The following is a 14,396-nucleotide window of genomic DNA, read 5'->3' as shown; positions in this document are numbered from 1 at the left end:
CAAAACGATATAATCACGCCTCAAACTGAACTCCGCAAAAGCTAAATCGATACTGAACTGCAAAAGGCATCACTCACGCTCGAGCCTTTTCGCTTCTGATGGAATCAGAAGCGAGGCTCTGTAACCTTGTTTGACGCATTTTCTTCACGCGAACCGGTATCCACTTCGCTTAAAAACGCTCTAAGTGGCGCAAACTGGGTTCGCGAGTGATCGTGTAGGCGTTCTCGAGCGAAGCATGTCCCCGGGCTTACCCGGAGACGGATTCCGGTTCGCGCAAAGAGAACGCCTCAAGATGACAGTTGGAGCTTCGCGTCTGGTTTAATCAGAAGCAGAACACGCCAGGCAGAAAGAGGGCAGGATATTGAATGGCTTTTGACGTTCCACCCAAACGACTTCGCAGCCTCGATGAGGACACACCGGCATGGCTCGAACCTGAGGACGATGACATCGTCGCGGAGATCAAGAGTACGATCCTGTCCAAGATCGTTCTGGTGGCGGGGAAAGACGTCAAGCACGCCGATATCCACGACTGGTACATAGCGGCCGCGCTGACGCTGAGGGACCGTATCGTCTACCAGTGGCTCCAGTCCGATCGGGCCACTCAGAATCATGGAGCCAAACGCGCCTATTATCTGTCGCTTGAGTTCCTGATCGGACGGTTGCTGACCGACGCGCTGACGAACATGTCACTGATGAAGCCATTCCGAATGGCGATCGAGGACCTCGGCCTCGACTTCGACGAACTACGTAACGTCGAACCGGATGCCGCGCTCGGCAATGGGGGACTCGGCCGACTTGCCGCATGTTTCATGGAAAGCATGGCGTCGCTCGCGATCCCAGCACGAGGCTATGGCATTCGCTATGAACACGGGCTCTTTCGTCAGATCATCTCAAACGGATGGCAGGAAGAGTTTCCCGAACAATGGTTACTCTCCGGAAACCCGTGGGAATTCGAACGCCGTGATGTGGTGTTCGACATCCAGTATAGCGGGCGCCTCGATCATGCCGAGGAGGACGACTCGGAGGGCCGGACCCTTTGGATACCCGATGAAACCATCCAGGCGATCGCATACGACACGCCGATCGTCGGCTGGCGCGGCCACCACGTCAACGCGCTGCGGCTGTGGTCTGCACGGGCGGTCGATCCGATGCGCCTCGATACCTTCAACAGCGGCGATCACCTCGGCGCGATGTCCGAGATGGCGCGGGCGCAAGCGATATCGAAATTTCTATATCCAAGCGATGAAACCCCAGCCGGGCGCGAATTGCGCCTCCGTCAGGAGTACTTTTTTGTTTCCGCTTCTTTGCAGGATATTCTCAACCGCCATCTCCATACCGACGGAGATATCCGGTCGCTGCCGTCCCATGCGGCTATCCAGCTCAATGACACCCATCCCAGCCTCGCCGTTCCTGAGCTGATACGGCTGTTGATGGATAGATATCATATTGGCTGGAACGATGCCCTGGACATCACCACGAAGACGATCTCTTACACCAACCACACGCTGTTGCCCGAGGCGCTCGAAACCTGGCCGGTCGAACTGTTCGAACGGATGCTGCCGCGACATCTCGATATTATTTATCGGATCAACGCAGAGCATCTTGCGGCTGCGGAAAAGCATTTCGGAGCGGACGCACGCTCTCAAGCCTCGGTGTCGCTGATTGACGAAACCGGCGGCCGCCGTGTCCGCATGGGTCATCTTGCGTTCGTTGGCTCTCATCGCATCAATGGTGTTTCAGCCATGCATAGCGAACTCATGCGGGAGACCGTATTCGCCGATCTGAACAGCCTTTATCCGGATCGTATCACGAACAAGACCAACGGAATTACCTTCCGTCGCTGGCTGCATCAATGCAATCCGGAGCTCACCTCACTGCTGCAGGACGCATGTGGAGCCGCGGTTCTCGATGAACCCGAGCGGTTACGGATGCTGGAGCGGCTGTCGGACGACCCTGCGTTCCAGCAGCGATTTCAGACCGTGAAGCGAACGAACAAGGTCGCGCTCGCCCAGATCATAGCCAGACAGTTCGGAATAGTCGTCGATCCATCGGCGCTGTTCGACGTCCAGATCAAGCGCATCCATGAATACAAGCGCCAGCTTCTCAACGCGATCGAGACCATCGCGCTCTATCAGGCCATCCTGGACGACCCGCAGGGCAACTGGACGCCGCGCGTCAAGATTTTCGCCGGGAAGGCCGCCGCGAGCTACCGGCAGGCGAAGCTCATCATCAAGCTGATCAATGACATTGGGAATGTCATCAATAACGATCCCCGGATCAGGGACCTTCTCAAGGTCGTCTTTATTCCCAACTACAATGTCAGCGCCGCCGAAGTGATCGTTCCAGCGAGCGATCTGTCCGAACAGATTTCCACTGCCGGCATGGAAGCTTCCGGCACCGGCAACATGAAGCTTGCGCTGAATGGAGCAATCACCATCGGAACGTTCGACGGCGCCAACATTGAGATTGCCGAACATGTCGGTGAGGAGAATATCCATATCTTCGGCATGAGAGCGGACGAGGTTGTGCAGCGCCGCTCCATGGGGCTGGATGCAACCGATATCATCACATCCTCGCCGAAACTGGCCCGCGTGATTGAAGCCATCGAGCGCGGCGCATTTTCACCGGACGATGCTTCGCGTTTCATTCCCATTGCTCACGCGCTGCGGTTTCTCGACCACTATCTCGTATCCGCCGATTTCGACGATTATTACCGTGCGCAGCGCGCCGTCGACACAAAGTGGGCCAGCCCGGAATGGACCCACTCCAGCATACTCAACGTCGCCCGCATGGCGTGGTTCTCTTCGGACCGTACGATCCGGGAATACGCCGAGGACATCTGGGGCATACCCGTGATCTGATGCCGACAAGAACCTCAAGCCAAACCGGCACCTGCGGATGAACCACGATACGATTCAAAAACCGGAACGGTTATCCGGAAAGACAAGGGCCCCGAAGGGCCCCTGCATCACACCGCGTCCTTCGCAGCCTTGACCGGCCGCGCCCTGACGATCTTTCGGGCGGGTTTCGCCTTGAATGTCATTGGCTCGCCGGTGAAAGGGTTGGTCCCTTTGCGCGCCTTGGTCGCCGGCTTCTTGATCACCACGAACTTCGCGAAACCCGGAAGCAGAAAGGCGCCGGTCTTTTTAAGCTCTTTGTAACCTGTCGTCGCAAGCGCCTCGAGAACGCCTTTTACGTCCTTTTTGGACAATCCGACCTGAGTCGAGATCTTCTCAACGAGTTGCGATTTCGTCATCTGGGCTGCCATCATCGATCCTGTCTGTTGATTCGGCCTGAAAAACAATATTTCCAAATCCAGCTAAAAAAACACGCCTTGTGGGATTTATAACAGCTTACTTCGCGCGCAGGGCCGTTCGATCCCCGTGATTTACCGGTAAAATGGCAGGAATCTGCCCGCGGCCGCCATCAGCAATGCTTCTTTTTATTCGAAGCGGCTTGCCGGCGGTTGTAAAGCCCCCGCCCGTTTCGCGCCCCCTTCCCGTGGCAGCAAATTGTGCTATGCGCCAGCCATGAAAATTCTCTTCCGCCTCGGCACGGCAGCCCTGATTGCGGCGGTCGTATTCGCGACGCTCGGACCGGCGCGCTATCGTCCGCATTCTCCGCTAGGACAGGATGGTGAGCACGCCCTGGCTTTCGTGCTGGTTGGACTCGCGGTGGGCCTTTCGTTTCCCCAACGACGGTTGCGCGTGGCGGCGATAACCGTCGTCCTGATCGGCCTTCTCGAGATCATGCAGCGATGGGCGCCAGGCCGCCATGCGCGGCTGGAGGATTTTCTGGTCGATGCCGGGGCGGCATGTCTCGGCCTTGTCGGCGCAGCCGCGATCGGTTGGCTTACCGCACGATTGCATGGGTCCAGGCCGCGGTAATCTTACGAGAGGGTCACCAGCCGTATCCAAATCAGAATAACTTGCAATAAATAGAGTCTGCGAATGAAAGGCGCTCGCACCATCGCACGCGCTTTTATCCGGGGTTACAGGCTTCTAGAGCTTCGCTTCTGGTTGGATCAGAAGCGAAGCTCCAGATTGTTGTTTTGACGCGTTTTCTTCACGCGAACCGGTTTCCACTTCGCTCGAAAACGCTATAAACCCCGCGAAATGTCACGCCTCGCCGCCAGATCGAAAACGAAGGTCGCCGCGATCTCCATAATCGCCAGCGCCAGCATGGCGGCGATCAAACTCGTGGTCGGCGTTGCGATTGGCAGTCTGGCGCTGATTTCCGAAGCGCTGCACAGTTCGATCGATCTGGTCGCCACCATCGTCACCTGGATCGTGGTCCGGATTTCCGACCGTCCCGCCGACGCCGAACATCACTACGGCCACGGCAAGATTGAAAGCCTCTCGGCCCTCGGCATCATCGCCATGTTGTATGTGCTTGCTGGCGGCATCGTGGTGCAGGCTTATAGCCACCTCCGCGAAGGCGCGGCACCGCCGACGCTTTCCGCTATCCCGTTCATCGTCCTGGTCACCGATATTATCGTCAATGCCTGGCGCGCCCGGGCGCTGCACCGGGCCGCGCTCGACACCCGCAGTCAGGCGCTGGAGGCCGACGCCCTGCACTTTGCCTCCGATGTCCTTGGATCGGTCGCCGTCATCATCGGGCTGACCCTGTCCGGACTGGGCTATGCGTGGGGCGACGCGGCTGCGGCGATCGGCGTCGCCATCCTGATTTCCCTGTTGGGTTTGCGGCTTGGACGCGCCACCGTCGAAACCCTCCTGGACCGAGCGCCGGAAGGCGCCGCCGAAAGGGCCGGAGCCGCGATCAGGGCGTTGCCGGATGTCGTCGATCTCAAGAGGCTGAGGGTACGAATGGTCGGTCCCCGGCATTTCGTCGACGTCATCGTCGAAGTCCCCCGAACCTATCCGATCGACCGCATCGACGCCATCAAGCAGCAGGCCCAGGACGCAGTGTCCGCGGCTCTCGGCGATGCTGATCTGACGTTCACTGCGATACCTGTCGCTCGCGACAACGAAAGCGTCCGCGAACGCATCATGGTGATAGCCCGCAATTTGGGCCTCGCCATTCATCACGTCACGGTGCACGACCTTGGAGCAAAGCTGACGGTCAGCATCGACCTCGAGGTCGACGGCGAAATGGCGCTGGTGGATGCCCATGCCATCGCGCATCGGCTGGAGCACGATATCCGTCATGAATTCGGTGCAGACGTCGAAGTGGATACTCACATCGAGCCGCTGGAGCCGGAGCTTCCGCTCGGGACCGATGCCGCCCCCGGGCGCATCCACGCCATCCGGACCGCCCTGTCCGGTTTCGCCGCCGGCGGAGCGATCCATGACATTCACAACGTACGCGTCAGAGACACCGAAGCCGGCGAGATCGTCAACTTCCACTGCCGGGCCGCGCCGTCGATGAGCGTCGCCAGAGTGCATGAAAGTGTCGACGAGATCGAACGGGCTTTGCGCCGCGCGTTCCCAAGCGTTAAGCGCGTCATCAGCCACGCGGAGCCGCCGCGCGAAAGCTGAAAGTCCTCATCGCGCCCATGTTCGCGTTTCGGACTCAATCCGCGGCAAGTTTTGAATTCCTGTTGGACAAAATTCTTCACGTTAACGAATCGTTGACTCTCGACAGATTCAGAAAATTCGATTCAAATCGAACTGATTCGGAAAAGTCAGAAGTCGCTTCGAATCAAGTACGCGGAAAATTCACATGGGGGCCAAGGCATGGCGCGCGCTCAGGCGGCGAGCGCTTGCGCTCAATCCGATTCGATAAAGGGATTGGCGCAATCGATCGCGAAACCTGCCTATCGCAGGCTGCTGATCGCCGAGCCCGTGCTCCGACGCGCCGTCCCGACCCTGATCATCGCTTTCCTGGTGACGATATGCATCGGCGCTCTGGTGCAGGTCATCGACCAAACACGGCAAAAACAGGCGATGACCAAACATGATCTGCTGGCGCTTGCTGATCTGCTGGCAGAACGGCTTGAGCATGCCGGCGTCATCGATCAGGATCGCCCCGCCTCCATCGAGCGCCTCCAGAACCTGTTGCCGAAACTCATCCCACAGTGGAGCATCGCCACCGGCCGTCATGTCATCGTCACCGGCGTGGATCAACGCGTTCTCGCTCGGGTACCGGTCGGCGCAGCATCCGGCGAAAGCAGCCGGATGCTTGAGCTCATCAGCATCACGCAATCGCCGATCTTGCGCGGCGCGGCGCCCGCGAGCGTCGCCGATATCGTCCTGCTGGATGGCAGCAGCGTACTTGCGGTCCAGCGCGTCGTCAGATCACTGCTGGGCCAGGTCACCGTCATCCAGGAAGTCAACGCCGCGTGGCGTCCGGACACCGCATTGTCGATCACCCTGTCGGCCACGACCGGATTCGTTGTCCTGATCCTGGGCTTTGCTTTTCACTGGCAATCCACTAGGGCACGCGAAGGTGATCTGATCAATGATGCAGTCCGTAGCCGCATCGATACCGCGCTCAATCGCGGCCGATGCGGACTCTGGGACTGGGATCTGTCGCGAGGCCGAATCTTCTGGTCGCAATCAATGTTCACAATGCTCGGCATGGAAAGCCGCAGCGATCTTCTCACCTTCGGTGAGGTGAGCTCTCTGGTCAACTCCGACGACATTGACCTGTTCGAAGTCGCGGACCAGCTCATCTCGGGAAAGATCGGTCATATCGATCAGAGCTTTCGAATGCGGCACAGCAGCGGACACTGGATCTGGTTGCGCGTCCGCTGCGAACTCAGCCAAAATGCGAACGGCGGCGCTCATCTGATCGGGATCGCCGTCGATGTCACGGAACAGAAGAGCCTGGCGGAAAAATCGATAGAAGCCGACCTCCGCCTGCGGGACGCGATTGAATCCATTCCCGAGGCGTTCGTGCTGTGGGATGCAGACGACCGCCTTGTGCTCTGTAACTCTCACTTCCAGCGGCTCCACAAGCTCCCGGACAGCGCGGTTGCGGTCGGCACTCCCTATGAGACCGTGGTCGAGGTCGGCCGCATGCCTGAAATCAGGGCGCGGCACTCTGAAACCGGAACGGTGACATTGAAGGCGCACACCTTTGATGTGCAGCTCGCTGACGGCAATTGGCTTCACGTCAGCGAACGCCGCACCAAGGATGGCGGCTACGTGTCGGTTGGCACCGACATCACCCGCATCAAGGAGCATGAGCAGAAGCTTGTCGAAAACGACCTTCGACTGAGGGCAACCGTTATCGATCTGAAACGAACCCAGGCAACACTCGAGCAACAGGCCATCAAACTCGCGGACCTCGCGCAAAAATACGCGGACGAGAAAAACCGCGCGGAAGACGCCAATCGGGCGAAATCAAAATTCCTCGCCAACATGAGCCACGAACTGCGAACGCCGCTTAATGCCATTATCGGGTTCTCCGAGATCATGAGCAACGGCATGTTCGGAACCCTCGGCTCGACAAAATACAGCGAATATTGCCGCGATATTCTGACCAGCGGCCAGTATCTGCTCGAGGTCATCAATGATGTCCTGGATATGTCCAAGATCGAAGCCGGCCGGACGAACCTCGACATGGAGACCCTCGATCTCACCGGGGTGCTCGACGAGTCGTTGCGGGTCGTCTCGGGCCGCACCAGCGACAAGGGCCTGACCTTCGACGTCAGAAGCGATGATGACATCTCCATCATTGCCGATCGCCGGGCGGTCAAGCAGATCATGGTCAATCTGCTTTCCAATGCAGTCAAATTCACGCCCGCCAGCGGGCGTATCATGGCACGAAGCAAAGTATTCGAGAATTCCGTAACCCTGACGATTGCCGACACCGGAATCGGCATTGCGCCACACGCACTTCGCAGACTGGGTAAACCGTTCGAGCAAGTCGAAAGCCAGTTGACAAAAACCCATGCGGGATCGGGCCTTGGCCTTGCCATCGCAAAGTCGCTGGTCAACCTGCACAGCGGTTCGATGCGGATTCGCTCGAAACCAGGTGCGGGAACCGTGGTCCGCGTCACCCTGCCCCGTCACCGTCAGGCGCGACGGCGACCTGTGCCACAGCTTACGTCTTGCCTTCCAGCAATCTGAGAAATACCGCACGCACATCCGCCTGAGTCTCGCGAACGCGCGCTTCGAGCGACGAAAAATCGGGGGCGTCCCCCGCCCGCGCCAGCACCGGCAGCAGATCATCGCCCGCCGTTTCCGGCTTGAATTTTTCGCTGACGCAGAGCCGCAGGATCTGGGTCAGATCGTGATAGAGGCGCGCCGCCGGCCGCAGGATTTCCGCATCCGGCAGCGACAAGACGCCGAGCCGTTGCGCGTTATCGAGCGCCTGCTGGGTATCGATACTGAGAATGTCCGGCATATCCGCAGCGTGGACGAGTTGAAGGTATTGCGCGATGAAATCAATATCGACCATGCCTCCAGCAGCATTTTTCAGGTCCCATATATCGTCCTCGCCTTTTTCCAGCGCGATCGCGCGGCGCATCTCCGCGACATCGCTCGCGATAAGGCGGCCGTCGCGCGGTCGAGTCAAAACATCGCGAATGACTCGTTCGATCCGCGCACGAAATTCAGGCGACGACGAAATCACTCGCGCCCGCGTAAGCGCCATGTGCTCCCAGGTCCATGCTTCATGCTCCTGGTATTCGGCAAATGAATCGATATGCGAGGCGACGGGACCGGAGCGCCCGGACGGGCGCAGCCGCATGTCGACCTCATAGAGAACGCCGTAGTTTGTTCGCGTGGTGAATGCACTGATGAGACGCTGGGTGAAGCGCGCGAAATACTGCGCGCCGTGCAGCGGCCGCGCGCCGTCGGAATCCGGATGATCGGAATCGAAATCATACAGCAGGATCAGGTCGAGATCGGACGATGCGGTCATTTCGCGGCCGCCGAGCTTGCCCATGGCCACAATCGCCGTCTCCTGCCCGGAGATCCGGCCATACTGATCTGCGAACTGCTGTTTCACCAGCCCATGAACGGTATCCACGATGCCTTCGGCGACATCGGCGAATACATGCCCCGCCTGCCGCGCCGATACGGTGCCGGACAGGATGCGCGTGCCGATCAGGAAAAGGCTTTCCTGGCCGAACAGCCGTATCCGGTCGAGAAACTCCTCGTAAGAATCCGCGTCCTGGAGCGTGGCCGAGAGCCGCGCCGACAACTCCAGCCGGTCAGGCATGGCGCCGAAAAAGCGTGGATCGATCAGCCCGTCCATGATCTGGGGCCGTCGAGCCAGCATGTCGGCGAGCCGCGGCGCGGCGCCGAGCACGAGTGCCACCAGCGCGACGAGGTCCCTGTTCTGGCTCAGCAGCGATATCAGCCGGCCGCCGCGCTGCAGCGCCTGCAGGAAGCGATCGAACGCCATCACGGCGCTGTCCGGCTCCTCGGCACGCGCCAGGCCGTCGATCAGCGTCGGCACGAATGCTTCAAACGCGGTGCGCGTCGCCTCCGCCTTGAGGGCGCGGTATCCGCCTGCCATCCATTGCCGGATGGAGTCGGCCACCATTCTCGGTTGCTTGAAGCCGAGCTTCGCCAGATGATCGAGAAGTCGCGGATCGTCGGGGCCGGCCCTGTAGTCCGCGACAGGGATGTTTATCGTGCCGGCGGGGTCACCCTCGAACAGCCGGCTGTAATGCCCCTGCACGCAATTCAGATGCGCCAGCAGCTCAGTGGCGAAACCCGCCCGATCCTCAAAACCCAGGAAACGAGCGAACCGCTCCATCGCCTCGGCGTCCGCGGGCAGAACGTGGGTCTGCTCGTCGGCGACCATCTGGATGCGATGCTCGACCCTCCGCAGAAACAGATATGCGGCGGTCAGTTCGTCCCGCGCCTGATGGGTGATCCAATCGCTTGAAGCGAGGATATTCAGCGCTTCAAGAGTCGGGCGCACGCGCAATTCAGGATGTCGCCCGCCAGCGACCAACTGCTGGGTCTGCGCGAAGAACTCGATCTCGCGGATACCGCCGCGCCCGATCTTGACATTATGGCCTTCGACCGCGATCTCGCTTTGCCCGCGAAAGGTCTGCATCTGCCGCTTCATGTCGTGAACTTCGGCAAGAGCCGCGAAATCGAGATGCTTGCGCCAGACGAAGGGTGATATCTCCGCGATCATGGTCTCGCCGGCCTTCCGGTCGCCGGCGCAGGGCCGCGCCTTGATCATGGCGGCACGCTCCCAGGTCCGTCCTTCCCGCTCGTAATAGTCGAGCGCGGCGGCGGTCGAGACCGCGACCTGCGTTGACGCGGGATCCGGCCGCAGGCGAAGGTCCACCCGAAAAACGTAACCGTCGCCGGTTCTTTGCTGCAGCAGGCGCGCAAGCCCCTGCGTGAGGCGCACGAAGAAAGGCTGCGCCTCGATCCCGCTCACGAGCGTCGGAGCCGCAAGATCGAAGAACACGATCAGATCGATATCGCTGGAATAGTTGAGCTCGCCGGCGCCCATCTTGCCCATGGCGAGCACCACGAAGCCGCTGGCCTCTTCAGGATGGTCGATGTCAGGAGGGTTCAGGCGGCCCCGCCCTGTCTCCTGCCGCAACAGGAATCGCAGCGCGCTCCGGACCGCGGCAACGGCAATGTCGGTCAATCCGGCCGTGATCCGCATCACCGGCCAAACTCCACCGATGTCGCACAGCGCGATCAACAGCGCCGCCTCCATCTTGACCGTCCGGAGCCGCCGCATGGCTTCGGCTTCATCGGCAGCCTCCGCGGCCTCCCAGATGCCGGCGATCAGCCGCTCGAGATGACTTTCGGGATCGGCCCCGAGCAGGCGAAGCATCCGACCGGGATCGGAGCGCATCAGATCAAAAAGATAGGGCGAGGATTCCGCGATGCCGAGCAGGATAGCCTTGACGTGCGGAAATGTGCCGCCCAGCGTCCTGATCCCGTCCGATTGCTGCGGTGTCAGATCGGACAGCCAATCCTCAAGCCGGCGCTCGGCTTCGAAAGGCGCGAACAGCTTCGGTCCGTCCGCAAGACGCGCCGCCAGGCTGGCCGGGTCCGCGTCGTCCTTAACGGATGAAATCATGCATCATTCTGTTGCACGTCCACCGTCGGGGCCGCAAGCCCTGACGCGCTTCGCGCGGGGATCGACAGCGTGGCGCGCAAACCCGGCTGCGCATCATCGAGCGCAAGCTCCCCGCCGTGCAGCCTGGCCACAGCCGACGCAAGGCTGAGGCCAAGCCCGGATCCCGCCAGGGTCCGGCTGGTTTCGAGCCGCACGAAGCGTTCGACCGCGCGCTTGCGGTCGGCTTCGGGAATCCCGCTACCGTGATCGGTCACGGCGAGAATGATCCGATCGCCCTCATGGCGGGCTTCGATCAGGATCGTGGCGTCGGCCGCGACGGCATCCGCACCGAGCGGCGGCGAGGCAGGCTTCGGCTGCCCGTACTTGATCGCGTTTTCGACGAGGTTCGCAAGCGCTTGGCTTATCAGTTCGCGATTGCCATGCAGCGGGGCGAACCCTGTCTGAACCTGGAGCTTCATTCCGTTGTCTTCGGCCAGCGGCTCATAGAGTTCGTGAATGCCCTCCGCGACGTCCGCGGCATCGAAATCGGCCATGTTGTCGCGTGCATGTCCAGATTCCGCGCGAGCGATCATCAGGAGCGCATTGAAGGTGCGGATAAGGCCATCGGATTCCTCGATCGTCTGTTCCAGGGCCGCGCGATAATCGCTCTCATTGCCGGACCTGGCGAGCGCTTCCTCGGCGCGATTGCGTAAACGCGTCAACGGCGTTTTGAGGTCGTGGGCGATATTGTCCGACACCTCCCTCAAACCGTTCATAAGCGCTTCGATACGTTCGAGCATAGCATTGAGATTTTCCGCCAGCCGGTCCAGTTCGTCGCCGCTGCGGCCGACCGGAAGCCGACCGCTTAGATCGCCAGCCATGATGCGCTTCGTGGTACCGGTCATTGCGTCGATCCGGTGCAACACGCGCCGCGCCACAAAGACGCCGCCGCCAAGCCCCAGGACCACGACGATCAGCAGTGACCATTGCGCGGCCGAAGCGACCACGCCGATAATGCGATGACGCTCCTCCAGATCGCGGCCAATCAGCAACCGGAAGCCGTTCGACAGTTCGGTGACCCGCACCAGGGCGTAGTGATGAGCCTGATCCTGCTCGTCAAGCCTGCGATAGGCGGTTTCGGCCCAGCCGGCGGTCTCCATCACACCGGGCTGAAGCGACCCGACATTACCCGCAACCCCAAGACCCGCCGGCGTCGTCACCAGATAAAGGTTGGAGCCGGGCCGCAGCGCGCGATTTTCGATGGCGCCGACCAATCCGCGCAAGCCGCGGCGGTTGAAGACGCCGGTAAGCAGCCCGATTTCCTCGCCCACTGTCGCCGCGATCTGGTCGGTGATCAGGCGGCGGGTATTCCAGGCAAAGTATCCCAGAAGAGAAGCCGCAAACAGCGCGAACAACAGCAAATAGACCAACGTCAGCCGAAACGCCGTAGTGCGGAACAGCTTGCCGAACGCAGTCACGGATCAAATCCGTCTAGGGTGTTTCGCATGTCTCGAATTTATCCATGATGAACTCCCTTAACATCCGCCACGGACGGCCAAAAGTGACAATGAGTTCATGATGGAAAAGCCGGCTTGACCAATCGAAATCACGACGGCTTACGCGAGCGGCGAAGGCCATGCTGCGCAAGGAAAACGAACATTGAAAGTACGCGTCGAACGATGGTGAATTAGCATCCCACATCGCTCGCGAGCTTGAATTAGCCTGCTGTGACTGCGACCGGCGGGGTATTTCGTTGTCCTATTAAGGTATGGGCACCCTTCATTCCCGCATTGATTTGAGCCAGAGCAAAAACATTCATCGTCAATGTATCTATCTTGGCAGCGTCGCATGACGGCGAGAGAAGGTCGGTCGCCGTCGTGGTGACACCCAAGATCAACCGCACTTAAGGAGACTTGACATGTCTGATCACAGCGGGCCCGTCTATTCGGCGGCGGAAGGAATGGACTATCGGGAGCATGAGAGAACGTATAACGCCTTCGTCAGGTTAGGAACGATTCTCGCCTCGACCGCGGCCGCCGTTATCGCCTTGTTGGCGATTTTTCTCACCTGATTAACTGATCGTCGTTTCCAAAGGTCGACACTTCTGTCGGCCTTTTTTCTGCCGCCCCTCTCCCGCCTCACTCGGTAAGGCGCGCACCTTGTTACACAAACGTCACTTGTTCATTTGTGCGCTGTGCGCTCAATACCAGCGGTAACGGTTACAAGCCGAGCAACGACGACGGCATGAATCAGATCCTGTCCCAGGCCCCTTTTTTTTAAGATCATCAACGGCCTAGAGCCTTTTCGCTTCTGATGTAATCAGAAGCGAGGCTCTATATTGTTGTTTAGACGCGTTTTCGTCATGCGAACCGATATCCACTTCGCTTGAAAACGCTCTAATGGTCGGAGGTTTTCAAAATCTACCGTGTTCTAACCACTCCGCACCATGTATCCGGCGCCACGGATGGTGTGCAGCAGAGGCTGCTCGAAACCTTTATCGATCTTGGAACGCAACCGCGAGATATGCACGTCGATGACGTTAGTCTGCGGATCAAAATGATAATCCCAGACATTCTCCAGCAGCATGGTTCGGGTCACGACCTGACCCGCATGCTTCATGAGATACTCCAACAGGCGAAACTCACGCGGCTGAAGCGTCAGTTCCTCTCCACCCCGCGCAACGCGGCGTGACAGCCGGTCCAGTTCGAGATCGCCGACACGATAGAGCGTTTCTTCGGCGCGCCCGCCATGACGACGCGACAGGACCTCCACCCGCGCCAGCAACTCGGCAAATGAGTACGGTTTAGGCAGATAGTCGTCGCCGCCGGCGCGCAAGCCCTTGATGCGATCGTCGACCTGGCCGAGCGCAGAGAGAATGAGCACCGGAGTGAGGATGCCTTTCTCGCGCAGGCAGCCGATCACGGAAAGCCCGTCGCGCTTGGGCAGCATCCGATCGATCACCAGTACGTCGTAGTCCCCGCCGTCGGCAAAGGAGAGGCCTTCCTCGCCGTCTCTGGCGAGTTCCGCGATATGTCCGACCTCGCGAAACGCCTTCACGAGGTAGTCCGCGGACTCGCGATCGTCCTCGATGATCAGCAGGCGCATCTGGTTACTGGAATTGTCCAAAGGTTGTCTTTCCATCACCATGGCGCGCTCATTCCGCGCGCGCAAGACCGCAAAGACCACGCCCCGGCGGCCGCCGTGCAAAAAACGGGCGGTGAAGCTTGGGGCAACTCCACCGCCCTAGTCCTTCCGACGGAGGGGGGCTATTCCGATCGGAAGGCAATCAAGGGAACGGACTTTTGACCCGTCCCCGGAAAGTGCCGCCGGCGGGGGGCGACTGATGCCGGCGACGCTTTCCATCTCTTGCAAGGCTCGCACCTCAAGTCCGATCGGACCGCGTCGAGCCCGACCGAGCCTTGTCTTTGATCGGCATGATCCAA

General features: G+C 59.9%; 9 protein-coding genes. 5 read left to right on the top strand and 4 right to left on the bottom strand.

Annotation, left to right across the window (positions count from 1 at the left end; translation table 11 throughout):
- Positions 1 to 365: 365 nt before the first annotated feature.
- Positions 366 to 2,861 (top strand): glycogen/starch/alpha-glucan phosphorylase, encoded by a 2,496-nt coding sequence (locus tag NWI_RS06220; protein ID WP_011314495.1) that lies wholly within the window; start codon positions 366 to 368, stop codon positions 2,859 to 2,861.
- Between the two features lie 107 nt (positions 2,862 to 2,968).
- Here the strand turns inward: NWI_RS06220 and NWI_RS06215 are convergent, their stop codons facing one another.
- On the bottom strand, positions 2,969 to 3,268 hold the full coding sequence (locus tag NWI_RS06215) for an HU family DNA-binding protein (protein ID WP_011314494.1): 300 nt from the start codon (positions 3,266 to 3,268) through the stop codon (positions 2,969 to 2,971).
- Between the two features lie 262 nt (positions 3,269 to 3,530).
- On the opposite strand from NWI_RS06215, the gene NWI_RS06210 reads away from it, so the two are divergent.
- From NWI_RS06210 to NWI_RS06200, 3 genes are all read left to right on the top strand, one after another.
- Complete coding sequence (locus NWI_RS06210; protein ID WP_011314493.1) at positions 3,531 to 3,887, top strand: hypothetical protein; 357 nt, start codon at positions 3,531 to 3,533, stop codon at positions 3,885 to 3,887.
- A gap of 228 nt (positions 3,888 to 4,115) precedes the next feature.
- The gene (locus tag NWI_RS06205; RefSeq protein WP_011314492.1) at positions 4,116 to 5,498 is read left to right on the top strand and encodes a cation diffusion facilitator family transporter; all 1,383 of its coding nucleotides are present in this window, start codon (positions 4,116 to 4,118) and stop codon (positions 5,496 to 5,498) included.
- 198 nt (positions 5,499 to 5,696) lie between these two features.
- Positions 5,697 to 8,036: a PAS domain-containing sensor histidine kinase gene (locus NWI_RS06200; protein WP_011314491.1), complete on the top strand. Its 2,340-nt coding sequence runs from the start codon at positions 5,697 to 5,699 to the stop codon at positions 8,034 to 8,036.
- Here NWI_RS06200 and NWI_RS06195 read toward each other — a convergent pair.
- Positions 8,011 to 10,974, bottom strand: coding sequence for a bifunctional [glutamine synthetase] adenylyltransferase/[glutamine synthetase]-adenylyl-L-tyrosine phosphorylase (locus tag NWI_RS06195; RefSeq protein WP_011314490.1), 2,964 nt, complete (start codon positions 10,972 to 10,974; stop codon positions 8,011 to 8,013). The two genes, NWI_RS06200 and NWI_RS06195, sit on opposite strands and share 26 nt — an antisense overlap.
- On the bottom strand, positions 10,971 to 12,431 hold the full coding sequence (locus NWI_RS06190) for a sensor histidine kinase (protein ID WP_011314489.1): 1,461 nt from the start codon (positions 12,429 to 12,431) through the stop codon (positions 10,971 to 10,973). The genes NWI_RS06195 and NWI_RS06190 overlap by 4 nt, the downstream gene beginning before the upstream one ends.
- Before the next feature lie 440 nt (positions 12,432 to 12,871).
- Here NWI_RS06190 and NWI_RS16805 point away from each other — a divergent pair, with 440 nt between their 5' ends.
- On the top strand, positions 12,872 to 13,024 hold the full coding sequence (locus NWI_RS16805; protein ID WP_011314488.1) for an aa3-type cytochrome c oxidase subunit IV: 153 nt from the start codon (positions 12,872 to 12,874) through the stop codon (positions 13,022 to 13,024).
- 359 nt (positions 13,025 to 13,383) lie between these two features.
- Here NWI_RS16805 and NWI_RS06185 read toward each other — a convergent pair whose 3' ends face one another.
- Positions 13,384 to 14,100, bottom strand: coding sequence for a response regulator transcription factor (locus NWI_RS06185; RefSeq protein ID WP_011314487.1), 717 nt, complete (start codon positions 14,098 to 14,100; stop codon positions 13,384 to 13,386).
- Between the last annotated feature and the right edge of the window lie 296 nt (positions 14,101 to 14,396).

The organism is Nitrobacter winogradskyi Nb-255 (assembly GCF_000012725.1).
In the GTDB taxonomy this organism is placed as follows: domain Bacteria; phylum Pseudomonadota; class Alphaproteobacteria; order Rhizobiales; family Xanthobacteraceae; genus Nitrobacter; species Nitrobacter winogradskyi.
This window is presented reverse-complemented; position numbering and strand designations above follow the sequence as displayed.